This is a genomic window from Pseudomonas sp. TWR3-1-1 (assembly GCF_049896545.1).
GTDB lineage: Bacteria > Pseudomonadota > Gammaproteobacteria > Pseudomonadales > Pseudomonadaceae > Aquipseudomonas > Aquipseudomonas weihenstephanensis.
The window spans coordinates 201,823-227,143 of the sequence record NZ_JAFCUO010000006.1; the positions used below are offsets into that span (position 1 = coordinate 201,823).

Below are 25,321 nucleotides of genomic sequence, written 5' to 3' on the forward strand. Positions count from 1 at the left end.
GTTTACAAGCTCAAACATCCGGGTATACTCGTCGCCCATAACGCCGGTATAGCTCAGTTGGTAGAGCAACTGACTTGTAATCAGTAGGTCCCGAGTTCGACTCTTGGTGCCGGCACCATACGCAACACCGAAAGAGGCTCACCGCAAGGTGGGCCTTTTTTGTTTCTGGGGTTTAAGTCCTGATTGGCAACGGCTATGTTTGTCAGCACGGCTTACATCTGAGCAGCAATGCGATGTAGTGCAGGTTTCTATCTCGGGGACATTATGCTCAAGCAGCTCAACATCAAAGAATTCACGGTATTTGAAGAAGCGAACCTGCGCTTCGGCAAGCAACTCAACGTGATAGTTGGTGAAAACGGTGCCGGTAAAACGCATCTGCTGAAGCTGGCTTACGCAGGCCTCGCGACGTGTTGGGAAGAAGGCAACAAACCGCACCTCGCCCCTTCAGCACCCACCAAAACCATTTTGCAAAAAAGCCTGGCTGACAAGCTGATAGGCGTGTTTCGCCCTGAAACACTGGGCCGCCTTGTTCGACGCAAGCCCGGTCGCGGTCGTTGCGATATAAAGCTCACCTTTACCGACGCCGCTCACAATCTCGCGTTCGGCTTTGCGACCAATAGCAAAACAGAAGTAGGCATCGAGTTACTGCCCGAGCAATGGCTGCAAACGGCGCCGACGTATTTACCTACTCGCGAGCTGCTTACCATCTACCCTAACTTCTTGGCCGTGTATGAAAACCACTACCTTGAGTTTGAGGAAACCTGGCGAGACACCTGCCGATTACTGGGCGGGCTGATGCGTAAAGGGCCAAAAGAGAAACGCATTCGCGAACTGCTCGCCCCCCTCGAAACAGCCATGCAAGGCAGTATGGAGCTGGATAAAAGCGGTCGTTTCTACTTACGCAACGCTAACGGCCTCATGGAAATGCCGCTGGTTGCTGAGGGCTTGCGCAAACTCGGTATGCTCGCTCGCCTGATCAGTACCGGCGCGCTGTTGGATCAGGGCTACTTGTTTTGGGATGAACCCGAGGCCAACCTCAACCCGAGCTTGATCAAACAAGTTGCCAGAACCATCGTCGAACTCAGCAACAGTGGGATCCAGGTTTTCATCGCCACACACAGTTTGTTCTTGCTCCGCGAGTTGGAAATATTGCTGGCCGACAAGCCGCTCGACACCGCCTTCTTTGGCCTGCATGCCAGTGACAACGGTATTACCGTGCAACAAGGCGCCAGCCTTTATGACATTGGCGACATCACCGCCCTGGAAGAAAGTCTTCAGCAGTCCGACCGCTATCTGGCGCTGGAGGATTAAGCACGCCGGTACTGGATGTCGACGGCTTGACCTTCACCTTCCCCGCCACATGGCAAGCCAGCAAGTTTGATGAATGGGCCTTTTACAGGCAACACTTCCTCAAACTGCGCGATCATTTGCAAGCCGTGGACATTCTGGTGCTATCGCCAGACAAAATAGCCTTTATGGTGGAAGTCAAAGACTACCGCCATCCTGAGGCTGGCAAGCCTTCAGCGTTAGCAGAAACCATCGTCAATAAAGTCTTATGCACCTTGGCTGCGCTGCTTCCAGCCAAGCTGCATGCCAACACGCCCATTGATGAAAAAAACATGAGCCGTGCTGTGCTGCGTTGTGAAAGGCTCCAGGTCATTGTTCATATAGAACAACCGGCGGCCCACCAACCACGCGTCGATCTCGCCGATCTAAAGCAAAAACTCAAAAGCAAACTGCGCGCCATAGACGCTCACCCAAAGATAGTGAGCATGGCCAAACCTCTCGCAATGGCCTGGCACGTAAGCTGATGGCGCATTTCCATGTCCAGCGCAGGCCAGTCGGACTGCCCCGTTCAGCGGGCTGCTTGGCGGCGTAAATCCAGCACCGTCAACGGTGTGCGCAACTCACGAAGCGGCGTTCTGCGGTGTAGGCGGCCGCCAAACGGTCCAGTGCCGTATTGGCAGCCGCGGCCAGAGGCTGAATCTCGCTCATTTTTCACCTCTGCGCGGCTTGATCCACGCGCCCCTGAAGGCCGCAGAAGATGATTATCGCCATTCAATAGTGTTAATTGGCCACCACCTCCTTTACTATCCCCGCGCTTTTATGCGTGGCGCTTGGCCATCATCCGGCACAAAAAAGATCACGCATGGAAGCGCCTGGATTATCAGCCGATGTTTAAGGAAGAATTTGTGTCCCCTGTTCTATTCCGTAAAAGCCTGCTTGCCCTCGCCATCACCACCTGCGCCCTGCCTGTTTACGCGCAAACGCTGCAACTGACCGATGCGGGCCTGACCCTTGAGCGCCAGCAGTTCAGCGATAACGTCGAAATCACCGGCGCGATGAATCACACCCAACGCGATGCCGAAGCGATTCACGTGCTGGGGTCGGACTTCGCCAAAGATCTGGTGTTCAACGCCACCATCACCTCTAGCAACAGCTCGGGGGGCGGCATCGACATGGACAGTTGGTACAACCCCAACCCTTCGAACGGGGACGTGGCCTGGGCCAACAATACGATTGGCGGCAACCTGATCAACAAAGGCAGCATCAGCTCCCAAGGCAACGGTTCCACCGGTTGGTTGATCGACCCGGCCGTGGTCGGCGGTGATGTGATCAACGCAGGCTTGGTGAGCGCCAAGGGCGATCCTGAGGTGGGCGTGGATTATCGCGACGTAAGCCGTGCCGTCTATATTTCCGGCTCGACGCACATTAAAGGCGATTTCAAAAACACCGCTTCGGGCCAGATCATCGCCCAAGGCACTGACGCCAAAGCCCTGCAAATGGAAGGCGGCCAACTCGACGGACGCCTGATCAACAACGGCCTGATTCAAGTGAGCGGTGAAGGCAGCACGGCCATCGATGTGACCAGCTCCGAACGCTGGAACGGGGTGAGCAACATCAATGACCGCGCCGACGTGCGCGGCATCGAGAACAACGGCACCATCATTGCCACTGGCGAAGATGCAGAAGGCATCCGTGCCGATGGCGTGAGCTTTGCCAGCGAAGACGCGCACATCGTCAACAATGGCCTGATTCAGGCGCAAGACGCTGCCATTGTGATCGGCGGTTTCGACATTGATGGTGCCAATCAGGGCGGCGCGCTGCGCGTGGTCAACAACGGCACATTGGTGTCGCAAGACGAAGCCGTAGACGCTTCGGAAAGCGACGGCCGGGTGTTCCTGACCCTGGGTGACGGCAGCAAGACCACCGGTAACCTGATCGACCTGAGCCTGATCGAAGTGAGCGGCAATGCCGCGTTCACCGGCACCGACACCACCGCCGATGGCGCCAATATCCGCATGAAAAATGGCGGCTGGATGGATGTCGGCAGCCAGGCGGCGCCCGCGCACCTGGACCTCGGCCTGCCCCACACCACGCTGGAAGGCAACCTGTACGTGGCGGGCAACTCCTCGTTGGGCCTGAACCTGAGCAGCGCCACCGACGCCAATCGCGCGGTACTGGCCGTGAGCGGCACCGCTGAATTCGGCAAAGGTTCGCAGATTCAACTGGCCGCCAAAGGCAACGACTTCCGCGCCGACGGCACCACTTACACGCTGGTTCAAGCCAAAGACCTGCAAGACAACGGCCTGACGGTCACTAGCAGCTCCTCGTTGCTCAATGTCGACAGCTACGTGGTTGAGAACAACCAAATCGTGAGCAAAGTCACCGCAAAAGGCGCGGCTGAAGTGGGCAACGTCATCGCTGACATCGGCGGCTCGCACAACGCGCAGCAAGCGGGCGCCGCCTTCACCGAAGTCACCCGCCAACTGGCGCAGTTGAGCCCGCAAGACCCGTTGTTCCAGCACTACGTCAACGCCTCGAACAACCCTGAAGCGTTGAAAAAACTGGCCGAGCAACTGGCACCTGAAGTCAACGGCGGCGCGACGCAAGCGGCGACCACCAGCCAATCGTTGATCAGCAACGTGACGGGCAACCGTACCGGCGGCGGTCGCGGCCTGTCTTCCGGCGACACCCTGAAAGACACCGGCGTATGGGTGCAAACCCTGTACAGCGACGCCAATCAGGGTATGCGTGATGGCGTGGCCGGGTTCAATGCCTACAGCCGCGGTATCGCGGTCGGCGCTGACGGCAAGGTCAACGATCAACTGACCCTGGGTCTGGCGTACAGCTACCTGAACACCGATGTGAACGGCAAGGCGGGCAGCAAAACCGAAGTCGATAGCCATGCGTTCACGCTGTACGGCGGTTTCGAGCAAGGCAACTACTTCGTTGACGCGGCGCTGACCTACGGCATGAACGACAACGACGGCCAGCGCACCATCGGCAACACCAAGGCCAAGGCCGATTACGACAGCAACCTGTTCGGCGTGAACCTGGTCGGCGGTTACACCTACCACATCACCCCCGACCTGCTGATCGAACCTCGCGTCGCCGCCCGCTACAGCCTGGTCGACATCGATGGCTACCGCGAAAAAGGCTCCTCGGCAGCGCTCAAAGTCAAAGACCAGCGCTACGAAGTGGCTGAACTGGGCGCAGGCTTTCGTGTAGCGGCCAGCTACCCGCTGGGCCAGGGCACCCTCACCCCGCAAGCCAAACTGATGGCGTTCCACGACTTTGCGGCAGACGAAGCCAGCAGCACCTCGACGTTCACCCTCGGCAACACGCCGTTCGTGACCAGCGGTGCCAAGGCCGTGCGCAACAGCTACGAAGCCGGCATCGGCGCCGACTACCGTCTGGGCGCGGTGACCGTGGGCCTGAACTACGACTACGTCGGCAAATCAGGTTTCGACGCCGACACCTTCTCGGCCAAAGTGCGTTACGACTTCTGATGACCCGTACCGACCTCAACCCGCACTCGCGGGTTGGCGTCTGGCTGCAAGGCTTGGCGCTGTTGATCAGCGCCTTGCTCAGCGGTTGCCAGTCGCCGCTGCAAGCGTTGCAGGATCAAGCCTTGATCCGGCATCAACACCTTGAAATTATCCACACCCCCACTTTCCCACTGATGCTGGGCATGCCTTCGCCAGCACCGGTTTCACCGCGCCTTCGGGTTTATCTGGAAGGTGACGGCCATGCCTGGGCCACGTCCCGTCAACCCAGTCTGGACCCCAGCCCCCTCAATCTGATGATGGCCAAACTGGCATTCAGCGACCCCACGCCCAGTGTCTACCTGGCGCGCCCGTGTCAGTTTGTCAGCACTCAAGCCTGCACACCGCTGATGTGGACCGACCGGCGTTTCAGTCCCGAAGTCCTGGCGAGCCTCGATCACGCGCTGGATCAAATCAAAGCACGGCTGGGCAATCAGGACTTTGAGCTGGTGGGCTATTCGGGTGGCGCGGCGTTGGCGTTATTGCTCGCCTCCCGACGCGATGACATTGCGCAAGTGCAAACCCTGGCTGGCAATTTAAGCCCGCGCCAATGGGTGGCGCTGCACGACCTGCGCCCGCTGACCGGCTCGCTGGAGCCACTGGATGAACGCCAGCGTCTGGCGCAGATGAGGCAGCGTCACTTTGTCGGCAGCGAAGACCGGGTGGTGCCGCCCCCGTTACTCGACCGCTACCGGCGCGCACTCGGTGAGGCGCGTTGTGTGCAGTCGATCGTAGTACCCGGCGCTCGCCACGGCGAAGGGCTGGAGCAGGCATGGCGCACGTGGCGCAATCAACCCATCGCGTGCCAACCCTGAACGCCGCATACCAAAACGCCCCGACCGGTGATCCGGCTCGGGGCGTTTTTCGTTCAGCTGTCCGGCCTGTTCAACAGGCCGGTGGCATCAGAACACGTTGATCGGGTAATCAACGAACACGCGCAACTCGTTACCTTCTTTGTTGTACTTGTCGGCGTTGTTCGACACGCGCAACCAGGAACCGCGAACCCGCACGCTCAAGTCTTTGACCGGGCCGCTTTGTACAACGTACTGGGCCTGGTTGTAGATTTCGCGCTCGGTGCCACGGCCACGGTCGGAACCGTCGTCGATGTTGCTGCCGCGCACGTAGGCGATGTTGTAGGTCAGGCCCGGAATGCCCAAGGCTCCGAAGTCAAAACCATAACCGGCTTGCCACGAACGTTCGTCCTTGGCGTTGAAGTCAGACCAGTAGGAGTTGGCCAGCAAGATGGTGTTGCCACCGTCACCCACGCCGCCCGCGTTGCGGTAGCCGCCGTACGGGTAGCCGATTTCACCGGTGCTTTGCTGGTACGCCAGGATCAGCGAGTGAGCGCCAAACGCGTAAGTGGTCGCCAGGCTCCAGATCTTGTTGTCCTGGCCGTCGACTTCCAGCACGTCGCGCGCGTAGTCGGAGTTGACGTGGGTGCGGTAGCCATTGAAGTCAAACTTCAGCGACTGTTTGTCTTGCAGTGGCAGCACGTAGGTCATGCCCAGGTATTGCTTGCGCAGCACGTCTTCCATGTCGGAGGCGTACAGCGAGGCCGAGAAATTGTCAGTGAACTTGTAGCTGCCGCCGAACACGTTGATGCTTTTCAGGTCACCGCTGTCACGGGCCTCAGCACTCTTGCGCGACTCCGCCGTGAAGCGACCGAGGTTGATTTCCAGGCCGTCGATTTCTTTGGAGGTCAGCAAGGTGCCGGTGAAGCTTTCTGGCATCAGACGCGAGCTGTCATACATCAGCACCGGCAGCTCAGGCATTTGGTCACCGTACTTGAGCACGGTGTTAGAGATGCGGAACTTGACCGCAGCGCCCGCTTTGGCAATGTCTTTGGCCGCTTTGCCGCTATCGCCCACTTTGAAGAAGTCGATACCGCCGGCGCCGCTGAGGTTGCCCTCGCTGCCCAGACGCAGTGCGTAGATGCCGAATGCATCCACACCCACACCCACGGTGCCCTGGGTGAAACCGGAGGTGAACGTACCGAGGAAGCCTTGGCCCCACTCAGCTTTACGGTCCACACCGTTTTTGTAGTCACGGCTAATGTAGGCGTTACGCGCCAGCACATTCAGATGGCTGTCTTCTACAAAGCCTTTTGCGTCAGCTTGATCGTTAGCCATGGCCTGGGTAGCACTGAGTACGCCCAAAGCGAGAAGACCTATCCGTTTGTTCAACATATTATTTTCCTTATTGCTGGATAAAGGCGCGCTGTGGGTTTCAAGCTGAAACATTGAGTGGTGGTTGCTTCACATAAACAAAAAAGGCCGACATGAGGGTTTCATGCTGGCCTTTCAAAGAGTTGGTGTATGGCTTAGCACCACAGGCGTTGGCTGGAATCCTAGCCGCCGTTACATCTTGATGTCAATTTGATGAAACTTCTTTGATCTTCCAATGTCGGGCGCAGGTTTGACCCTCGCGTCAGCATTACGCATCACAGCCCGTCGGGCCGCAGGCGGGCGCGGGGTGGGCAGCGTCATTGTCCGGGGTCGCGTCCTGTTGTCGCAGCCAGGCTGCAAACGCCTCGGGCTTGCCCAGCCAAGGGTTCAAATCGACCACTTGATACTGCCCCGCACGCTCCAGCACCAGCGTGGGAAACCCCTGCCCGCCGACCTGCGCCAACAACCCGCGACTGGCCTTGAAGTGTGCCTGCGTGGGCGCTCCGTTGACCGCGTCATAGGCCGCTAAAAACTCATCGGCTTGCAGGCCCATTTCTGCGGCCACGGCCATCAGCACATCTTCATCGGCAATGCGTCGGCCTTCGACGTAGTGCGCGGTCTGCAAGCGCCCCAGCAGTTCAAGACCGCGGCCTGCCAACTGTTCCGCCGCCAGCACCGCCGTGGTCGGCGGGGCCGAGTCAAACACCGCCGTGGTGTCGCGCAGCAAGTCTTCAAAGTACGCCTGGCCGAAGGGCTGGCCGGTGTATTGGGCAATGCGCCGGTCGTGCGGCATCACATAGTCACGCAATTGCGCTGACACCGGGCGCCGATGCGGGCCGGTCATCATCCCGCCGCCATGACCCACCACGGGCAAGGTCTGGCGGGCTGCGTCGATCAAGGGCTTGGCGCCGTAGCACCATCCGCACAAAGGGTCGTAAATGTAATGCAAGGTTGTAACAGCGGTCATGAACAGTTCCGAGAAGGAGAGGTAAAAACAGCACGCAGACTAACGCCGCAGAGGGCCCAGAAAAACGCTGGAATCCTGTTTAGAGTGTTTCGCGGATCGTGCAGATCCCGTGTTTATAGACGGTTTAACGTTTAAGCAATATTTAGAAACATACTTTCCGACGAAGCGACTGGTAATGATAAACATCCACCAACAAGAACTATTACCATTCGCACCCTAAAAAATAGAACCCGCCTTAACCTTCTCGGAAGTTTCTCAACCATGCGTTCTCCCTGCCGCTTCACACCCCTCAAACTGGGGCTGTGTGCCTGCCTGTACGTCGGTTCCAGCTGCGCTGCCACCACCCTTCCCGAAACCTCGGTCAATGCCGCTGAAGCCGAGGCGGATGACCCGCGCGTCAAAGAGGTCACCACCGCGACCCGCACCTCGACACCGGCGCGTTATGTGCCGCAGGCCATCGACTCGGTCAAAACCAGCAACGTGCTGGATTACGGGATCAACAGCCTTGGCCAAGCCTTGAGCGGTATCCCCAACGTCAGCAGTACCGCAGACACCCGATTCGACAGCCTGCGCATTCGCGGCTTTGACGCCAGCAACGATTTTTATCTGGATGGCATTCGCGACGACAGCCAGTACGTGCGCGACCTGCACAACATTGAACGCATCGAGGTGCTCAAAGGCCCGGCGGCAGTGCTGTATGGCCGTGGCAGCCAGGGCGGCATCATCAACCGCGTCAGCAAGATGCCGCAGTTCGGGCGCCGCTCAACCGTTCAGGCCCAAGGCGGCACGGACGATTTGCGCAGCCTGTACGCCGACCTCAGCGTCGACCCCAGCGACACCCTCAGCCTGCGCCTGAACATGGGCAACGAAGACAAAAACAGCTTCCGCGACAACGTCAGTGGCAACCGCCAACTGTTCGCGCCCTCGATGAGCTGGCAGATCACCCCCGACCTGAACTGGTTGGTGCAGTACGAATACAGCCGTTACAACCGCACCCCGGATCGTGGCATTCCAAGCGTTGGCGGGCGCCCTGCCGATGTCAGCCGGGGCACCAGCTACGGCGGGCAAAACGATTTCATCGACGACAAAACCCAAACCCTGCGCTCCAAACTCAGTTATGAGTTAAGCGATAACTGGCAACTGCGCCACACCTTGGGCATCTTCAAACTCGACAGCCAGTTCGAAAACACCTACCTGACCGGCTACGACGCCAAAACCCGCAAGGTCAACCGCCAAAGCTGGCAACAGGACATGACCACCCGCAACATTTTCAACAACCTCGAAATCGAAGGCGGGTTTGAAACGTTTGGCCTGGAGCATCGTCTGCTCACCGGTCTGGAGCTGGGCAGCCAGCGGCGTGATCCCAAGCTGTACAGCGCCAAGGGCGTGCCGGGGGTCGACTTGTACAACCCCGATCGCCGCCTGCGCCCTACTGGCGCAATGTTGATTTCCAGCGACAACCACACCGAAGTCGAAAGCCAGGGCCTGTATGTCCAGGACCAGATTCGCCTCAACGACCAATGGCAAGTGCTGGCCGGTTTGCGCCATGACCGCTTTGAAGTCGACTCCACCAGCAACCTGAAACACCTCTCCGAAACCCGCAACAGCCACGGCACCAGCCCGCGTCTGGGCGTGGTCTGGACCCCGTTGCAGAATCACTCGTTCTACGCCTCATGGACCAAAACCTTCTCCCCGGTGGGCGGTGGCTTGATCGGTATCACGCCGGGCGCCGCAGGCAACAGCAACGACCTGAGCCCCGAACTGACCAAGCAAAAAGAAATTGGCGTAAAAAGCGACTGGATGGACGACCGCCTGAGCACCACGCTGGCGGTGTATGAGCTGGAGCTTTACAACCGTCGTACCAAAGACCCGGAAAACCCGGAAATCACCCTATTGTCGGGCTTGCAACGTTCACGCGGCATCGAGCTGACGGCCAGCGGCAAACTCGGCGGCAACTGGTACTTGCGCGGGGGCGTGGGCGTGCAAGACGCCACCGTGGTCAAGGACAACAACGGCTTTGAAGGCAAGCGCATCAATGGTGTGGCCAAGCACAACGGCAATGTGTTCCTGACCTGGAAACCGGAAATGGGCTGGTACGCCGAAACCGGCCTGACACTGGTGGGTCAGCGTTATGCCGACAACCAGAACACCGTGGTATTACCGGGCTATGGCCGTTGGGATGCTCTGGCGGGGTATCGGGAAAAGGACTGGGAAGTCAGCGGCGCATTGACCAACCTGACTAACCGTGACTACTACGCTTCAGCCACCAGCGGTTCGCAAATCATGCCGGGCGAACCCCGCAGCCTGGTGGTGACGGGCAAGTACAGCTTCTGACCCCTTCACCTGTAGTCGCTGGCGAAGGCTGCGATGGGCTGCGCAGCAGCCCTGAAAGGCGCCGCCTGTGTCAGCGACTACCGCTCAACTCATCAATACACCCGACAGGGCCTCCAATTCTGCCTCGCTGAACAACCCGGCCGGGTAGCGTTCGCGAAGAATCTGATAGGCAGACTGGCCTGGCTTGTTGCAGGGTCCTTTGCGTTTAAACCAATTGGCCAGAACGATAAGCGACTCACGACTCACCGATTGTGGCCGCGAACCTCGCTCGCAAAATACGTTCATGACAGCGCTCTCCAGGTACTTGAGCGGCAAATGTACTCAAGGTGTGTGACAGAACAGCGCCGCGCAGCGCGCAACGTGCCCAGACATGGCTCCCTTCAAGATTTTTAACAAACTCTTTTACAAAATTTATACCAACTTTTCGAATAACCTTTTGATCTGGAACAAAAAACCCGCCGTTCTTGCGAACGGCGGGTTTTTATTTCGCCAATCAGGCGCGCAGGTGTCTAGATCAAGCCTTGTGTGGCGCAGGCTGCTGTTGGGTCAGGCAATGAATATTGCCGCCGCCCAACAACAATTCACGCCCTGGCACCATCACCACTTCGTGCTGCGGGAAGAGGTTTTGCAAAATGACTTTGGCCTGGGCGTCCATCGGGTCATCAAAGCTGGGGGCGATAATGCCGCCGTTGACGATCAGAAAGTTCACGTAAGAGCCGGCCAGACGCTGCGAGGGATGACGGTCCTGGCTGCCAGCCACTTTGTCGACGCCATCGCACTCTTCCTGGGTGGCGTACATCGGCCCCGGAATCGGCATTTTATGCACCACAAACGGGCGCCCCTTGGCATCTGTGCTGGCCGACAGCACTTTCATTGCGCCGTGGCAGCGCGCGTAGTTGGGGTCGCGCTCGTCATCGGTCCAGGCCAGCAACACTTCGCCTGGGCGTACGTAGCAACAAAAGTTATCCACATGACCGTCGGTTTCGTCGTTGAACAGGCCGTCCGGCAACCAAATGATGGTGCTCACGGCCAACTGCGCGCGCAGCACGTCTTCGATTTCTTCACGCGACAGGTGCGGGTTGCGATTGCGGTTGAGCAGGCACTCGGCGGTGGTGATCAGCGTGCCTTCGCCATCCACATGGATCGAGCCGCCTTCGAGTACAAAGCCTTCGGTGTAATAACGCGGGCACCGTTCGATTTCCAGCACCTTGCTGCCCACCTGCCGGTCGCGATTCCACGGCGCATACAAACCGCCGTCAAAGCCGCCCCACGCGTTGAAATCCCAGTTCACACCGCGCACTTCGCCGCTGTCGTTGATCACGAACGTCGGGCCGCTGTCACGCACCCACGCGTCATCGCTGGACATCTCGACCACCCGAATATTGGGCACATCCAGGCGAGCGCGGGCGTTTTCGTACTGCCCCGCCGACACGCACACGGTCACCGGTTCAAACCGGGCAATCGCCTTGGCCACGGCCACGTGCGCAGCTTGCGCGGGCTTGGCGCCCAACCGCCAGTTGTCCGGGCGCTCAGGCCAGATCATCCAGGTTTGGGTCTGTGGCGCCCATTCGGCCGGCATGTAAAAACCGTCAGCGCGGGGCGAACTGTGCAAAAGAGTGGTCATTTAAATCAGGACTCCAAAAATCCGTCGAGGTTTGATTGAGCCATTGGGCGGCCAGCGGCGAAAGAACAGTGGACGCGGGACAGGGGCACGTCAACACGCCACCGCCTTATAGACGATAAATATCCAGATTAAAAACCATTTCAGAGCAACGGCCGCTAAAATTTAATAATTTTACCGATATAAATCGATAAAACCGCGTAGCGCCTCTCGCTCAGCCTTTCACGCAACGGGGGCGGGCGCACACTTGCACTTGCACCGCCTCGCGCATGCCCACAAGCTATGCGCCAAACGTTTTAAGTCCGTCAGGGAACAAGGAATATCCATATGCGCATTTTAGTCACCGGCGGCGCCGGTTTTATTGGTTCGGCTCTGATCCGTCATCTGATCCAGAACACCGGGCACGAAGTGCTCAACCTCGATAAGTTGACCTACGCCGGTAACCTGGAATCGCTGCAAAGCATTGCCACCGACACCCGTTACGAATTTGTGCAGGCCGACATCATCGACCAGGCCACCGTCAGCGCTGTCATCGCACGTTTCCAGCCAGAGGCCATCATGCACCTGGCGGCCGAGTCCCACGTTGACCGTTCCATCGACGGACCTTCGGACTTTATCCAGACCAACATCGTGGGCACCTACAGCTTGCTGGAAGCCACCCGTGCGTACTGGCTCACGCTGGCAGAACCGGCAAAAAGTGCGTTCCGCTTCCACCACATTTCCACTGACGAAGTGTATGGCGACCTGCACGGCGTCGACGACCTGTTCACCGAAACCACGCCCTACGCGCCAAGCTCGCCGTACTCGGCCTCTAAAGCGGCTTCGGACCACCTGGTGCGCGCCTGGAACCGTACCTACGGCCTGCCGGTGTTGCTGACCAACTGCTCCAACAACTACGGGCCGTTCCACTTCCCCGAAAAACTGATCCCGCTGGTGATTCTCAATGCCCTGGCGGGCAAACCGCTGCCGGTGTACGGCAACGGCCTGCAAGTGCGTGACTGGCTGTTCGTCGAAGACCACGCCCGCGCCTTGCTCAAAGTCGTGACCGAAGGCGTTGTGGGCGAGACCTACAACATTGGCGGCCACAACGAGCAGAAGAACATCGACGTAGTGCGCGGCATCTGTGCCCTGCTCGAAGAGCTGGCGCCACAGCGTCCGGCTGGCGTTGCACAGTTCGCAGACCTGATCACCTTCGTCAAAGACCGTCCGGGCCACGACCAGCGCTATGCAATCGATGCCAGCAAGATCGAACGCGAGCTGGGCTGGGTGCCTGAAGAAACCTTCGAAACCGGCCTGCGCAAAACCGTGCAGTGGTACCTGGACAACCTGGAGTGGTGCAAACGCGTTCAGGACGGCAGCTACCAAGGTGAGCGTCTAGGCTTTACAGAACCTAAAGACCTGATTGCATGAACACGGGCTCGCCAAAATTGAAAATTCTGATCAGCGGTAAAACCGGTCAAGTCGCACGTGAACTGCAAATCCGTCTTGCTGATTTGGGCGAGCTGGTGGTGCTGGGGCGCGATGAACTGGACCTGAGCCAACCCGAACACATCCGGGCGCAGGTTCAGGCCCACGCGCCCGACCTGATCATCATCGCGGCCGCCTACACGGCCGTGGATCAGGCCGAAAGCGAACCCGAGGTGGCCAATGCGATCAACGCCACAGCGCCTGGCATCTTTGCTGAAGAAGCCAAAAAACTGGGTGTTCCGTTGATCTACTACTCCACGGACTACGTGTTCGATGGCACAAAAGAAGGCGCCTACACCGAAGACGACGCCACCAACCCGTTGAGCGTCTACGGCCAAAGCAAGCTGTTGGGCGAAAAAGCCATTGCTGCAACCGGTTGTGACCATCTGATCCTGCGCACCAGTTGGGTGTACTCCTCCCACGGCAAAAACTTCCTGTTGACCATGCAGCGCTTGCTGCAAGAAAAGCCGGAATTGCGCATTGTGGCTGACCAGATTGGCGCGCCGACATGGGCCGGCACTATTGCCCACAGCACGCGCCAGTTGATTGAGCGTTGGCAGGCAGGTGCAGCCGCAGCCTGGGGGACGTATCACCTCACCGCCCGCGGCGAAACCTCATGGTTCGGGTTTGCTCAAGCCATTGGCGAACAACTGCTGGCGATGGACAAACCGTGTGCGCTGCTCCAAGCCATCCCGTCCAGTGCCTACCCGACCCCGGCCAAACGCCCGCTCAACTCACGCCTCGATTGCAGCCGTCTTGCAGATCAATGGCACGTCACGCAACCCGACTGGCACACCGCGCTGCGCGAGTGTCTGGCCGAGCAAGGTTAAGCCTGCACCTTAACCGCAGGTATACTGCGCCGTACTTTTGCGGCGTAGTTTGATGATGATTAAACCCCCTCCCGTTCCTCCCAGACCTCGCTGGCGCAGCCTGGCGTTACTGGCCCTGTGCCTGGCGCCGCTGTTATGGCCGTTGCAACATCTGGCCGAGCGCTATTACCGCAGTGAACTGGCCGGGCAAAATCGTCAAACCCTGGACCTCTACGTGGCCAACCTGCTGGGCACGTTGCATCGTTATGAAGTGCTGCCGCAAATTCTCGGCGAGTTACCGGCGTTGCGCGCCTTGCTGGCCGACCCGGAAAACCCGCAAGTCCTGAGTCACGCCAACCAGTTGCTCAAAGACATCAGCAACCAGACCGGGGCTGAGGTCATGTACTTGATGGACGCTCACGGCGACACGCTTGCCGCCTCCAACTGGGACATGCAAGACAGCTTTATCAGCCGCAACTTTGCCTTTCGCCCGTATTTCAGCGAAGCCATGCAAGGCAAACTCGGACGTTTTTTTGGCCTGGGCACCACCTCGGGTAAACGCGGTTATTTCTTTGCTGCGCCCGTGACTGAGGGCGACAAAAAAATCGGGGTGCTGGTGGTCAAAGTTGACCTGGACCACACCGAACGCCTGTGGGGCCAAACCCCCGAGCAACTGATGGTGACCGACCCCAATGGTGTGGTGATTCTCACCTCGCGGCCCGAGTGGCGCTTCAGGGCGACCCGCGATTTGTCACAGGAAGAACGCCAGTCCATTTTCGCCATCCTGCCCTACCCGACCCGCGACCCGAAGCCATTGGCGCTGAACCTCGCGGCCTGGCAGGTGCAAACGCAAAAAATCGACGAGACCGGCTGGAGCGTGAACATCCTGGCGCCGCGCACCTTGATCGACCGCCCGGTGCGCACCGTGCTGGCCATCGGCGGCGCCACGTTGCTGGTGGTGATGCTGTTGATCGGCCTGATGATGCAACGTCGGCGCCATTACCTTGAACGCATTGCGTTTGAAGCCAAGGCCCGGCGCGAGCTGGAAATGCGTGTCGCCGAGCGCACCAGCGACCTTGAAGGGCTGAACCGGCGCCTGCGCGAAGAAGTGCTGGAGCGTGAGCACGCCCAGCAAGAGCTGGTGCGCGCGCAAGACGATCTGGTACAAGCCGGCAAGCTGTCGGCCTTGGGCACCATGTCGGCGAGCATCAGCCACGAGCTGAATCAGCCGCTGGCAGCCATCCGCAGTTACGCCGAAAACGCCGAAGTGTTACTTGACCATCAGCGCATCGAAGACGCGCGCGGCAACCTCAAACTGATCAACGAACTGACCGGGCGCATGGCCTCGATCATCGCTCATTTGCGCGCCTTCGCTCGCCGCGACCGCCACGCCCCCGAAAGCGTCGCCTTGCAGCCCGCGCTGGATGACGCCCTGGCCCTGCTGGCCAAACGTCGGCGCAGCATGGAAGTCGAGCTGATCCGCGACCTGCCCGCCGCCACGCTGTGGGTAGAAGCCGGTGAAACGCGTTTGCGCCAAGTGCTGGGCAACCTGCTGGCCAACGCCCTCGATGCGTTGACCGAAAAAGGCCCGCCACGGCGCCTGTGGCTGAGTGCCGAATCCACGCCCGAAGGCGTCACTGTGTGCATCCGCGACAACGGCCCCGGTTTCTGCATGGAAGCCTTGGGCCGCGCCGGTGAGCCGTTTTACACCACCAAAACCCGCACGCAGGGTCTAGGCTTGGGCCTGGCCATTTGCGACACCCTGATTCGTGCCTTTGGCGGCGAGCTGCTGTTTGCCAATCACAAGGAAGGCGGCGCTTTAATCACCCTACGACTGCGCGCAGGCGCGCCGGGCGTCAGCCTGCAAGCTTCAGAGGACTCCAGGTCATGAGCCAATTCATCGACGCGAACGTGCAAGTGATCCTGATCGACGATGATCCTCACTTGCGCCAGGCGCTGTATCAAACCCTCGACCTGGCCGGGCTCAAGGTGCTGCCGCTGGCCGAGGCCACCGGGCTGGCCGAACGCATCGAGCGCAACTGGCCGGGAGTGGTGGTCAGCGACATCCGCATGCCGGGCATGGATGGGCTTGAGTTACTCAACCAGCTGCACACCCAAGACCCCGAATTGCCGGTGTTGCTGATTACCGGTCACGGTGATGTGCCGCTCGCGGTACAGGCCATGCGCGCCGGGGCCTACGACTTTTTGGAAAAACCTTTCGCCAGCGACGCGCTGCTCGAAGGCGTGCGCCGGGCCTTGGCCTTGCGCGCACTGGTGCTCGACAACCGCAGCCTGCGCATGGCCCTGAGCGACCGTCAGCAACTGAGCACACGTCTGGTCGGGCTGTCGGCGCCCATGTTGCGCTTGCGTGAGCAAATCGGCGCCCTGGCTGCCACCAAGGCCGACGTGTTGATTCTGGGCGAGACCGGTTCGGGCAAAGAAGTGGTCGCACGCGCGCTGCATGACTTGTCCAGCCGCAGGGATGGCCCGTTTGTGGCGATCAACGCCGGGGCGCTGGCCGAATCGGTGGTTGAAAGCGAACTGTTCGGCCACGAACCGGGCGCGTTTACCGGCGCGCAAAAACGCCGTATCGGCAAGTTCGAATTCGCCAACGGCGGCACCTTGTTCCTCGACGAAATCGAAAGCATGAGCCTGGATGTGCAGGTCAAACTGCTGCGCATGCTGCAAGAACGCGTCGTTGAACGCCTGGGCGGCAATCAATTGATCCCGCTGGACATCCGCGTAATCGCTGCCACCAAAGAAGACCTGCGTCAGGCTGCCGATCAAGGTCGCTTTCGCGCTGACTTGTATTACCGCCTCAATGTGGCCCCACTGCGCATCGCCCCGTTGCGTGAGCGCGGCGAGGACGTGTTGATGCTGTTCAAATATTTTGCCGACGAGGCCAGCGCCCGCCACGGCCTGACCCACAACGTGCTGCAAGCATCACAGCGTGGGCTGTTGCTGCGCCACACATGGCCGGGCAATGTGCGCGAGCTGCAAAACGTCGCCGAGCGCTTTGCGCTGGGGCTTGAGCTGGCCCTGGACAATGAATCGGGCGAGGCCCGGCCTGAAACGGGCCTTGAAGACGGCGGCACGCTGAGCGCGCAGGTCGAGCATTTCGAAAAAAGCCTGATCACCGCCGAACTCGCACGCTCGCACAGCTCCATGCGCAGCCTGGCCGAAGCGTTGGGCGTGCCGCGCAAAACCCTGCACGACAAGCTGCGCAAGTACGGGCTGAATTTCGAAAGCACCAGCCACGCGCACACCGATGAACTGGATTGATTTGACCCAAGAGGCCCTGATGAACCGCGACAGTCGTTACCTGGAATCCGTCCTGCACCACGACATTCCGCTGACCCGTGACATGGGCCTCAAAGTGCTCAGTTGGCACGCTCACCAATTGCAGCTGCACCTGCCGCTGGACGCCAACATCAACCACAAAAGCACCATGTTTGGCGGCAGCCTGTACTGCGGCGCGGTGCTGGCGGGTTGGGGCTGGCTGCATTTGCGGTTGCGTGAAGCGGGGGTTGAAGGCGGGCACATCGTGATTCAGGAAGGTCAGATCAGCTACCCGCTGCCCGTGACCCAAGACGCCATTGTGCTGTGCGATGCGCCGTCAGAGGCTGCGTGGAGCAAATTCCTGGCCATGTACACACGCCACGGCCGGGCGCGCCTGACGCTGGACACCCGCGTTATCAATGCCGAGGGCGAAGCCGACGCTGTACGGTTCAGCGGGCAATACGTGCTGCACCGCTGATTGAGTAGCCACCGCTCGCAGCCTGCGGCAGCGACTACATACTGCGCACTTGTAGTCGCTGCCAAAGGCTGCGATTGCACCCAATGCTCTTGTATGCGCTGCCGAAGGCTGCGATTGCACCATAGCTCTTGTAGTCGCTGCCGAAGGCGGCGATTGCACCAATGCTCTTGTAGTCGCTGCCGAAGGCTGCGATTGCACCCAATGCTCTTGTATGCGCTGCCAAAGGCTGCGATTGCACCCAATGCTCTTGTATGCGATTGCACCATAGCTCTTGTAGTCGCTGCCGAAGGCTGCGAAAAGGTCCGCCGGGCCTTCAATCAGCCCCTGCGCGTCAGCCCTGAACCAACGCTAACAACGTCTCACGCCAGGGCGCCTGCGCGGGCAGCGCCAAAAACGAGGCGTTGAGCAACGATTCACGCGCCGGGTACGTGAACGGTTGACCATCCAGCTGCAACACCACACCCCCCGCCCCTTCAAGCACACCTTGTGCGGCGGCCGTGTCCCACTGCGACGTCGGGGCCAAACGCGGATAACAATCTGCCGCCCCTTCGGCCAGCAAACAGAACTTCAGCGAACTGCCGACGCTGGTCAACGTCAACTCACCCAAGTGTTCACTCAAGCCTGCCAGCAAGGCTTCTTGCTCAGGGCTGGAATGACGACGACTGGCCACCACGGTCAACGACTCGCCCGCAGGCACAACAGTGCGCACGCGGATCGGTTTAATCTGCTCACCGTCAGCGCGCCAGGCCCCGATTCCCGCACCGCCGTAGTAACAACGGCCGCGGGTGGGCATCGACACCACACCAAACACCACGCGGCCATGCTCGATCAGCGCCACATTGACGGTGAACTCTTCACTGCCAGAAATGAACTCTTTGGTGCCATCGAGCGGGTCAACCAGCCACCAGCGCGTCCAACCGGCCCGCACGTGCTGCGCGATATTGGCGTCTTCTTCAGACAACACCGCGATGCTGGGGTCGAGCGCTGTCAGCCCATCAACCAACACATGGTGCGCGGCCAGATCGGCGGCCGTCACCGGCGAGTCATCCGCCTTGGCCGTCACGGCCACATCGGCGCGCCAAAACGGCAAAATGGCATCGCCCGCCTGGTGCACCAGTTCAATCACGCCTTGAATCAATTCAGGAAGGGCGCGGCTCACAGCGTAAACACTCCACGCTGGGTCAGCAGGTCACGCGCCAGATACAGCGCAGCCAATGCACGGCCTTCGCTGAATTGCGGGTTTTGGACCAGGTTCGACAGCTCGCGCAAGTTAACCTTGTCGACCCGCATCGGCTCCGGCTCGTCGCCTTCCAGGCGCGACTCATACAGGTCGGTGGCCAGCACCACTTGAATTTTCTGGCTCATGTAGCCCGGCGACAGCGACAGCTCAGTCAGGTGTTCCAACTGACGGGCACCAAAACCGGCTTCTTCTTTAAGCTCACGCTCGGCCGCAGCCAAGACGTCTTCGCCCGGCTCGATCAAGCCTTTGGGCAGCGACACTTCGTATTCATCGGTGCCGCCGCAATATTCTTCGACCAAAATGGCGTGCTCGGCGTCGATCATCGCCACGATCATCACCGCGCCATAACCATTGCCGCGCCCCACCAGGCGCTCATACGTGCGCTCAACGCCATTGGAAAATCGTAATTGCACTTCTTCGACACGAAACAATCGGCTACTGGCAACAATTTCACGGGCGAGTACGGTGGGTTTTTGGCGCATAGCGGCTCCTCAATATGAACGGGTTACTATACCCCGGCTTTTGTGATTGTTTGGGTCGGATGTTTTTCAACGGTGGGAGAAGTTTTGCATGACAGCGTTACCTTGGCGCGACATTGATACCGTGCTGCTGGACATGGACGGCACATTGCTCGACCTGCATTACGACAACCACTTCTGGCTCGAACATTTGCCCAATCGCTATGCCGAACTGCACGGCATCAGCCGGGCCATGGCCGAACTTGAACTGACACCGCTGTTTGAGCGCAACGCGGGCCAACTGCAATGGTATTGCCTGGACTTTTGGAGCACTGAGCTGAAGATCCCGGTGCGCGAGCTGAAACTCGAAACCGCGGACCTGATCGCCTTGCGCCCGGACGCCGACACGTTTTTAGCCGCCATCAAGCAGGCGGGCAAGCGGGTGATTCTGATCACCAACGCGCACCGTGATTCGCTGTCGCTGAAAATGGAGCGTATCGAACTGGCGCCTTATTTTGAAAGGCTCATCAGCTCCCACGACTATGGCTACCCCAAAGAGAGCCCACAGTTCTGGGATGCCTTGCAGGCTGATATCGGCTTTGAACCGGGCCGCAGCTTGTTCATCGACGACACCTTGCCGATTCTGCGCAGCGCACGGGACTTTGGCGTGGGGCATCTGCTGGCGGTCAAACAGCCGGACAGCAAAAAAGGCCCGAAAGACACCGAGGAATTTGCCGCGCTGGAAGATTACCGCGAGTTGCTGGAAGGTCTCTAAACCAGTGACCCTGTAGGTGCGAGCATGCTCGCACCTACAGGGTCATGGGGTTACTCAGGAATACGCAGTGTTTGCCCTGGGTAAATTTTGTTCACGTCTTTGAGCATCGGTTTGTTGGCCTCAAAGATTTTGTTGTACTTGTTGGCATCGCCATACACCTGAAGCGAAATAGCACTCAGGGTGTCGCCCTTTTTCACCACCACAAAACGCGAAGCCACAACCGTAGGGCCGGTGACGGTGATGTGGTCTTCAACGCTGGCGACACCTTCAATGTTGCCCGCGGCCAGAATGATTTTTTCTTTCTCTTCCTGGGTCGCGACCTCGCCAGTGAGCGTTACTTTGTCGCCCTCAACCGTAGCGTCGATGTTGGGGTTGCCCAAGCCTACTTTCTCTACGTGCTTCTTGAGTTCATCCGAGGCATTGGCTTTGCCCGGTGTCAGCAAGTCGATTACTTTTTCGCCCGCTTCCTTGATAAAGCTAAAAATACTCATCGTTCACGCTCCTAGGGTTGGAATAGCCAGACACAGAGCGTAGACCAACATTGGCCAGGCCGGTTCCCGCCCAAGCGCGTTAGAATCGCCCCACGATTGACCTGCGGAGCGACGATGGACATCAAACAACTGAAATTCCTGATCGCCCTGGACGAAACCCGGCATTTCGGCCAAGCCGCCGCCCGCTGTCACATCACTCAACCTACGCTGTCGATGCGTTTGCGCAGCCTTGAGCAAGAGCTGGACCTGCAATTGGTCAATCGCGGCCAACGCTTCGAGAGTTTCACCGCACCCGGGGAACGGGTACTGGCGTGGGCCAGAACAGTGCTGGCGGCCTACGACGGCTTGCAAGCCGAAGCCGCCGCCTGTCGCGGCAACCTGATCGGTACGCTGCGTTTAGGCGTGGTGCCGCTGTCCAGCTTTGACCCTCTGCCTCTATTGCAACAACTGCACACCGCACATCCCGAGCTGCGTTTTGAACTCTCAGCGCTCAGCTCCGAGCAGATCCTGGAGCAATTGGCCCGCAATCAGCTGGATGTCGGCGTGTCCTACCTCGAGCGGCTCGACCACGAGCGCTTCGACTCCCTGGCGCTGGGCGAGACCCGCATGGGCCTGTTATACGACCAACGGCACTTCGACTTCGGCGAGCAACCGCTGAGCTGGCAAGCGTTGATCCAGCTGCCGCTGGCCCTGCTCAGTGGCGGCATGCACTTTCGCCAGTCCATCGATCACAACTTCCACAGCCGGGGTCTGACGCCGCAACCCTTGTTACAAACAGACGCAGTTCATCAACTGTTACAAGCGGTGCACGGTGGATTGTGTTGCGCGGTGATGCCGCTCGACAGTGGCCTTGAGGCGCTCACCGACGATCTGCGCCTACACCCCATTGCAGACGCGCAGACCCTCGCGCCACTGGGTTTAATCATGCGCCGCGAAGCGCCCCGCTCGGCGTTGGCTGAGGCCTGTTTTGCGCTTTATCGAATATCACCCAACCCTTCTTGATCGACGGCATCTATCAATAGATCAGCACTAGCGATTAGACGTGACACAGTGTCGCGCCTACCCTTAGGGCTGATTAAACCGTCGGTACTGCCTTATGAACGCCAAGCGCCCCACGTGCGCGGCGCCCGCCTCTGTTTCGCCCGCGCCCGCAGCCAGCCAAACCTATCAGTACGTCACGCTGGACCACAGCCAGGGTGCTGAAACCGCCCTTGCCGAAGAAGTCGCGCTGGCCATTGCCTTTAACGGCATCAACCAGGCGGTGATGCTGGTCACGCCCACCGACCTTGAAGACTTCATTGTCGGTTTCAGCCTGGGCAGCGGCATCATTCAAGAGCCCGGCGAAATCTACGACCTCAAGCTCACTGGCTCAGGTTCGGCGCACTATGCACAGGTCGAAATCGCCAGCCGCGCATTCTGGAACCTCAAACAGCAACGCCGACAACTGGCGGGCACCAGTGGCTGTGGCCTGTGCGGCGTAGAAGCGGTCGAGCAAGCACTTCCAGACCTTAAGGTATTGCCCGGCGCGCCCCTGCCGCCCGCGCAATGGCTGGAAGGCTTGCGCCAGCGCATCAGCGATTTCCAGCCCCTGGGCCAACACTGCGGCGCCGTGCATGCGGCGGTTTACATGGACGCTCAGGGCAAGCTGTTGATGGGCCGTGAAGACATCGGCCGCCACAACGCGCTCGACAAACTGATAGGTGCGCTGGTGCGCCAGAACATCGACATGAGCGGCGGCGCCGCGATTGTGACCAGCCGTTGCAGCCTTGAGCTGATTCAAAAAGTGTTGCGAGCGGGCATCCAGACCCTCATCAGCCTGTCCTCGCCGACCGGCCTGGCGCTGCAATGGGCACGCCGCCACAACCTCAACCTTATTCATCTGCCGCAAAAAAGCGCGCCACGGGTCTATAGCCCGGCGCAGGAGAACCTCGCGTGAGCACACACCATCAAGCCGACCAAACCCCAACCCCACGCTACAAGCCCTACAAAGGCCCGGCAGGTGGCTGGGGCGCGCTGATCAGTGTGGCGCAAGCCTGGTTGACCAGCGACAACGCCCTGAAAAACCTGCGCATGATGCTCAAGACCAACCAGAACGGCGGCTTTGACTGCCCCGGCTGTGCATGGGGCGACTCACCGGAAAGCGGGCTGGTCAAATTCTGCGAAAACGGCGCCAAAGCCGTGAACTGGGAGGCCACCAAGCGCCGTGTCGATGCCTCGTTTTTCGCCAAACACAGCGTGACGGCGTTGCTGGAACAAAGTGATTACTGGCTCGAATATCAGGGCCGCCTGACCGAACCCATGCGCTACGACACCGCAACCGACCGTTATGTGCCGGTGACATGGGACGCTGCGTTCGCGCTGATCGCCAAGCACTTGCTCAACCTGTCCAGCCCTGACCAGGCAGAGTTCTACACCTCGGGCCGCGCCAGCAACGAAGCGGCGTATTTGTACCAATTGTTTGTGCGCGCGTTTGGCACCAACAACTTCCCCGACTGCTCGAACATGTGCCACGAAGCCAGCGGCGTAGCCCTGGCGCAAAGCATCGGGGTGGGCAAAGGCACCGTGACCTTCGACGACTTTGAGCACGCCGACGCCATTTTTGTGCTCGGGCAAAACCCCGGCACCAACCACCCGCGCATGCTCGAACCACTGCGTGAGGCGGTCAAACGCGGTGCCCAGGTGGTGTGCGTCAACCCATTGAAGGAACGTGGGCTTGAGCGTTTTCAACACCCGCAGCACCCGCTCGAAATGCTCACCAACGGTGACCGCCCTACCAACACCGCTTATTTGCGCCCGGCGCTGGGCGGCGACATGGCGCTGTTACGCGGCATGGCCAAGTTCCTGTTGCAATGGGAGCGCGACGCGCAAGCGGCAGGCGAACCCGCCGTCTTCGATCACGCCTTTTTGAATGAACACACCGCAGGCGTGCTGGACTACATCGCCGGCATTGATGAGACCCCGTGGGAGCACTTGGTCGAACAGTCCGGGCTGACGCTGGTGGACATCGAACGCGCGGCGCGCATGTACCTCAAGGGCAAGAACGTCATCATGTGCTGGGCAATGGGCATTACCCAGCACCGGCACTCGGTGCAGACCATCCAGGAAATCGCCAACCTGATGCTGCTGCGCGGCAACATTGGTCGCCCCGGCGCGGGCCTGTGCCCGGTGCGTGGCCACAGCAACGTGCAGGGCGACCGCACGATGGGCATCAACGAACGCCCGCCTGTTGCCTTCCTCGATGCGCTGGAGCGCCGCTTCAAATTCAACGTACCGCGTGAAAACGGTCACAACGTGGTCGAAGCGATCCACGCCATGCTCGAATCACGCGCTAAAGTTTTCATCGGGCTGGGAGGCAACTTTGCCCAAGCCACACCCGACAGCCCGCGCACCGCACAGGCGCTGCGCAATTGTGACCTGACCGTTCAGATCAGCACCAAGCTCAACCGTAGCCATTTGATGCACGGCAAGGAAGCGCTGATCCTGCCGTGCTTTGGCCGAACGGACATTGATATACAGGCTCAAGGTCCGCAGGCCGTCACCGTGGAAGACTCATTCAGCATGGTGCATGCCTCCAACGGCCAGTTGCAGCCGCTGTCGAACCAGATGCGCTCTGAGCCTGCGATCATCGCCGGTATTGCTGCGGCGACCCTGGGCACCCACCCGATTGACTGGAACTGGATCGTGGGCGATTACAGCCGCATCCGCGAGCTGATCGCCGACACCATTCCCGGCTTCAAGGATTTCAACACCCGCGTGCAGCACCCTGGCGGTTTCTATCTGGGCAATTCGGCGGGGGCCCGTCAGTGGAACACTGCGTCGCAACGCGCGAACTTCAAAGCCAACGTACTGCCGCGTGATCTGGTGGATGAGCGCACCCGGGCAACGGGCCGTTTGCCAGACCTGATCCTGCAATCCATGCGCTCGCACGATCAGTACAACACCACCATTTACGGGCTGGACGACCGTTATCGCGGGGTCAAGGGTCAACGTGACGTGTTGTTCGTCAACGAAGCCGACATCATTCGCCTGGGCTTCAAACCGGGGCAAAAGGTCGACATCGTTTCACTCTGGGATGACGCCCATGAACGTCGGGTGAAGAACTTCACCTTGTTGGCGTTCGATATCCCGGCAGGACAAGCAGCCGCCTATTACCCGGAAGTGAACCCGCTGGTGCCGCTGGAAAGCACAGGCGACGGCAGCCACACGCCCACCTCCAAGTTTGTGGCGATATGCCTTGAAGCCGCCACCGCGTCGCGCTTGATCACGGCCAAGGCCAGCTAAACCACCGGCCCGCAGACTGTGAGCTTTTGATCATGAGAAGCTCGCAGCCTGCGGCGGCTCCTACAGGAAACGAGTGTTTTACGGGCACAAAAAAGGCCGCTTTCATGCGAAAGCAGCCTGTCCGAAC

Annotated in this window: 21 protein-coding genes and 1 tRNA gene; 15 read left to right on the top strand and 7 right to left on the bottom strand. The window is 59.6% G+C overall.

Annotation, left to right across the window (positions count from 1 at the left end; translation table 11 throughout):
* Positions 1 to 42 precede the first annotated feature (42 nt).
* From ACP7A4_RS15205 to ACP7A4_RS15225, 5 genes are all read left to right on the top strand, one after another.
* Positions 43 to 118 (top strand) — tRNA-Thr (locus ACP7A4_RS15205).
* 146 nt (positions 119 to 264) lie between these two features.
* A complete protein-coding gene (locus ACP7A4_RS15210; protein WP_059762281.1) occupies positions 265 to 1,311 on the top strand; it encodes an AAA family ATPase in 1,047 nt (348 codons plus the stop codon).
* A gap of 26 nt (positions 1,312 to 1,337) precedes the next feature.
* Positions 1,338 to 1,811, top strand: coding sequence for a hypothetical protein (locus ACP7A4_RS15215; RefSeq protein ID WP_426247691.1), 474 nt, complete (start codon positions 1,338 to 1,340; stop codon positions 1,809 to 1,811).
* Positions 1,812 to 2,192: 381 nt separating this feature from the next.
* On the top strand, positions 2,193 to 4,793 hold the full coding sequence (locus tag ACP7A4_RS15220) for an autotransporter domain-containing protein (protein ID WP_338101707.1): 2,601 nt from the start codon (positions 2,193 to 2,195) through the stop codon (positions 4,791 to 4,793).
* Positions 4,793 to 5,644 carry an alpha/beta hydrolase gene (locus tag ACP7A4_RS15225; RefSeq protein WP_426247693.1) on the top strand — a complete coding sequence of 284 codons (852 nt, stop codon included), beginning with the start codon at positions 4,793 to 4,795 and terminating at the stop codon, positions 5,642 to 5,644. Before ACP7A4_RS15220 ends, ACP7A4_RS15225 begins: the two co-directional genes overlap by 1 nt.
* Before the next feature lie 87 nt (positions 5,645 to 5,731).
* On the opposite strand, the gene ACP7A4_RS15230 is transcribed toward ACP7A4_RS15225, so the two are convergent.
* Entirely contained in the window at positions 5,732 to 7,015 is a 1,284-nt protein-coding gene (locus tag ACP7A4_RS15230) for an OprD family porin (protein WP_426247695.1), read from the bottom strand.
* A 247-nt stretch (positions 7,016 to 7,262) separates the two neighbouring features.
* Positions 7,263 to 7,961 carry a DsbA family protein gene (locus ACP7A4_RS15235; RefSeq protein WP_426247697.1) on the bottom strand — a complete coding sequence of 233 codons (699 nt, stop codon included), beginning with the start codon at positions 7,959 to 7,961 and terminating at the stop codon, positions 7,263 to 7,265.
* A 261-nt stretch (positions 7,962 to 8,222) separates the two neighbouring features.
* Here ACP7A4_RS15235 and ACP7A4_RS15240 point away from each other — a divergent pair, with 261 nt between their 5' ends.
* Complete coding sequence (locus tag ACP7A4_RS15240) at positions 8,223 to 10,295, top strand: TonB-dependent receptor (protein WP_426247699.1); 2,073 nt, start codon at positions 8,223 to 8,225, stop codon at positions 10,293 to 10,295.
* A gap of 84 nt (positions 10,296 to 10,379) precedes the next feature.
* Here ACP7A4_RS15240 and ACP7A4_RS15245 read toward each other — a convergent pair whose 3' ends face one another.
* Positions 10,380 to 10,580, bottom strand: a complete 201-nt coding sequence (locus tag ACP7A4_RS15245) for a hypothetical protein (protein ID WP_059762275.1) — start codon at positions 10,578 to 10,580, stop codon at positions 10,380 to 10,382.
* Between the two features lie 229 nt (positions 10,581 to 10,809).
* Entirely contained in the window at positions 10,810 to 11,919 is a 1,110-nt protein-coding gene (gene aguA, locus ACP7A4_RS15250) for an agmatine deiminase (RefSeq protein ID WP_203303159.1), read from the bottom strand.
* Positions 11,920 to 12,243: 324 nt separating this feature from the next.
* Between aguA and rfbB the strand changes: the two genes are divergently transcribed.
* Genes rfbB through ACP7A4_RS15275 form a run of 5 tightly spaced genes read left to right on the top strand, consistent with a single transcriptional unit; the run spans position 12,244 to position 17,949 of the window.
* Positions 12,244 to 13,326, top strand: a complete 1,083-nt coding sequence (gene rfbB, locus ACP7A4_RS15255; RefSeq protein WP_048364665.1) for a dTDP-glucose 4,6-dehydratase — start codon at positions 12,244 to 12,246, stop codon at positions 13,324 to 13,326.
* Entirely contained in the window at positions 13,323 to 14,213 is an 891-nt protein-coding gene (gene rfbD / locus ACP7A4_RS15260) for a dTDP-4-dehydrorhamnose reductase (RefSeq protein ID WP_203303160.1), read from the top strand. Before rfbB ends, rfbD begins: the two co-directional genes overlap by 4 nt.
* Positions 14,214 to 14,268: 55 nt before the next feature.
* Positions 14,269 to 16,083 (top strand): sensor histidine kinase, encoded by a 1,815-nt coding sequence (locus ACP7A4_RS15265; protein WP_059762296.1) that lies wholly within the window; start codon positions 14,269 to 14,271, stop codon positions 16,081 to 16,083.
* A complete protein-coding gene (locus ACP7A4_RS15270) occupies positions 16,080 to 17,474 on the top strand; it encodes a sigma-54-dependent transcriptional regulator (RefSeq protein ID WP_426247703.1) in 1,395 nt (464 codons plus the stop codon). The genes ACP7A4_RS15265 and ACP7A4_RS15270 overlap by 4 nt, the downstream gene beginning before the upstream one ends.
* 19 nt (positions 17,475 to 17,493) lie before the next feature.
* Complete coding sequence (locus ACP7A4_RS15275; RefSeq protein ID WP_059762295.1) at positions 17,494 to 17,949, top strand: thioesterase domain-containing protein; 456 nt, start codon at positions 17,494 to 17,496, stop codon at positions 17,947 to 17,949.
* 331 nt (positions 17,950 to 18,280) lie between these two features.
* Here the strand turns inward: ACP7A4_RS15275 and cysQ are convergent, their stop codons facing one another.
* Together cysQ and nudE are read right to left on the bottom strand one after the other, a co-directional pair.
* A complete protein-coding gene (gene cysQ, locus ACP7A4_RS15280) occupies positions 18,281 to 19,108 on the bottom strand; it encodes a 3'(2'),5'-bisphosphate nucleotidase CysQ (RefSeq protein ID WP_059762271.1) in 828 nt (275 codons plus the stop codon).
* On the bottom strand, positions 19,105 to 19,671 hold the full coding sequence (gene nudE / locus ACP7A4_RS15285) for an ADP compounds hydrolase NudE (protein ID WP_048364669.1): 567 nt from the start codon (positions 19,669 to 19,671) through the stop codon (positions 19,105 to 19,107). The genes cysQ and nudE overlap by 4 nt, the downstream gene beginning before the upstream one ends.
* Before the next feature lie 88 nt (positions 19,672 to 19,759).
* On the opposite strand from nudE, the gene yrfG reads away from it, so the two are divergent.
* The gene (gene yrfG, locus ACP7A4_RS15290; protein WP_048364670.1) at positions 19,760 to 20,422 is read left to right on the top strand and encodes a GMP/IMP nucleotidase; all 663 of its coding nucleotides are present in this window, start codon (positions 19,760 to 19,762) and stop codon (positions 20,420 to 20,422) included.
* Between the two features lie 50 nt (positions 20,423 to 20,472).
* On the opposite strand, the gene lysM is transcribed toward yrfG, so the two are convergent.
* The gene (lysM, locus tag ACP7A4_RS15295; protein WP_048400738.1) at positions 20,473 to 20,913 is read right to left on the bottom strand and encodes a peptidoglycan-binding protein LysM; all 441 of its coding nucleotides are present in this window, start codon (positions 20,911 to 20,913) and stop codon (positions 20,473 to 20,475) included.
* A gap of 114 nt (positions 20,914 to 21,027) precedes the next feature.
* Here lysM and ACP7A4_RS15300 point away from each other — a divergent pair, with 114 nt between their 5' ends.
* The 3 genes from ACP7A4_RS15300 (at position 21,028) to ACP7A4_RS15310 (ending at position 25,194) form a co-directional block, all read left to right on the top strand.
* Complete coding sequence (locus tag ACP7A4_RS15300) at positions 21,028 to 21,915, top strand: LysR family transcriptional regulator (RefSeq protein WP_203303162.1); 888 nt, start codon at positions 21,028 to 21,030, stop codon at positions 21,913 to 21,915.
* Between the two features lie 94 nt (positions 21,916 to 22,009).
* Positions 22,010 to 22,849, top strand: coding sequence for a formate dehydrogenase accessory sulfurtransferase FdhD (gene fdhD, locus ACP7A4_RS15305; RefSeq protein ID WP_059762269.1), 840 nt, complete (start codon positions 22,010 to 22,012; stop codon positions 22,847 to 22,849).
* Positions 22,846 to 25,194 carry an FdhF/YdeP family oxidoreductase gene (locus ACP7A4_RS15310; RefSeq protein ID WP_059762268.1) on the top strand — a complete coding sequence of 783 codons (2,349 nt, stop codon included), beginning with the start codon at positions 22,846 to 22,848 and terminating at the stop codon, positions 25,192 to 25,194. Before fdhD ends, ACP7A4_RS15310 begins: the two co-directional genes overlap by 4 nt.
* Positions 25,195 to 25,321 lie beyond the last annotated feature (127 nt).

Coding starts and splice junctions, on each gene's coding strand:
- ACP7A4_RS15210 (WP_059762281.1), top strand. CDS start 265: ATGCTCAAGCAGCTCAACATCAAAGAATTCACGGTATTTGAAGAAGCG.
- ACP7A4_RS15225 (WP_426247693.1), top strand. CDS start 4,793: ATGACCCGTACCGACCTCAACCCGCACTCGCGGGTTGGCGTCTGGCTG.
- ACP7A4_RS15230 (WP_426247695.1), bottom strand. CDS start 7,015: ATGTTGAACAAACGGATAGGTCTTCTCGCTTTGGGCGTACTCAGTGCT.
- ACP7A4_RS15235 (WP_426247697.1), bottom strand. CDS start 7,961: ATGACCGCTGTTACAACCTTGCATTACATTTACGACCCTTTGTGCGGA.
- ACP7A4_RS15240 (WP_426247699.1), top strand. CDS start 8,223: ATGCGTTCTCCCTGCCGCTTCACACCCCTCAAACTGGGGCTGTGTGCC.
- ACP7A4_RS15245 (WP_059762275.1), bottom strand. CDS start 10,580: ATGAACGTATTTTGCGAGCGAGGTTCGCGGCCACAATCGGTGAGTCGT.
- aguA (WP_203303159.1), bottom strand. CDS start 11,919: ATGACCACTCTTTTGCACAGTTCGCCCCGCGCTGACGGTTTTTACATG.
- rfbB (WP_048364665.1), top strand. CDS start 12,244: ATGCGCATTTTAGTCACCGGCGGCGCCGGTTTTATTGGTTCGGCTCTG.
- rfbD (WP_203303160.1), top strand. CDS start 13,323: ATGAACACGGGCTCGCCAAAATTGAAAATTCTGATCAGCGGTAAAACC.
- ACP7A4_RS15265 (WP_059762296.1), top strand. CDS start 14,269: ATGATTAAACCCCCTCCCGTTCCTCCCAGACCTCGCTGGCGCAGCCTG.
- ACP7A4_RS15270 (WP_426247703.1), top strand. CDS start 16,080: ATGAGCCAATTCATCGACGCGAACGTGCAAGTGATCCTGATCGACGAT.
- ACP7A4_RS15275 (WP_059762295.1), top strand. CDS start 17,494: ATGAACCGCGACAGTCGTTACCTGGAATCCGTCCTGCACCACGACATT.
- nudE (WP_048364669.1), bottom strand. CDS start 19,671: ATGCGCCAAAAACCCACCGTACTCGCCCGTGAAATTGTTGCCAGTAGC.
- yrfG (WP_048364670.1), top strand. CDS start 19,760: ATGACAGCGTTACCTTGGCGCGACATTGATACCGTGCTGCTGGACATG.
- lysM (WP_048400738.1), bottom strand. CDS start 20,913: ATGAGTATTTTTAGCTTTATCAAGGAAGCGGGCGAAAAAGTAATCGAC.
- ACP7A4_RS15300 (WP_203303162.1), top strand. CDS start 21,028: ATGGACATCAAACAACTGAAATTCCTGATCGCCCTGGACGAAACCCGG.
- fdhD (WP_059762269.1), top strand. CDS start 22,010: ATGAACGCCAAGCGCCCCACGTGCGCGGCGCCCGCCTCTGTTTCGCCC.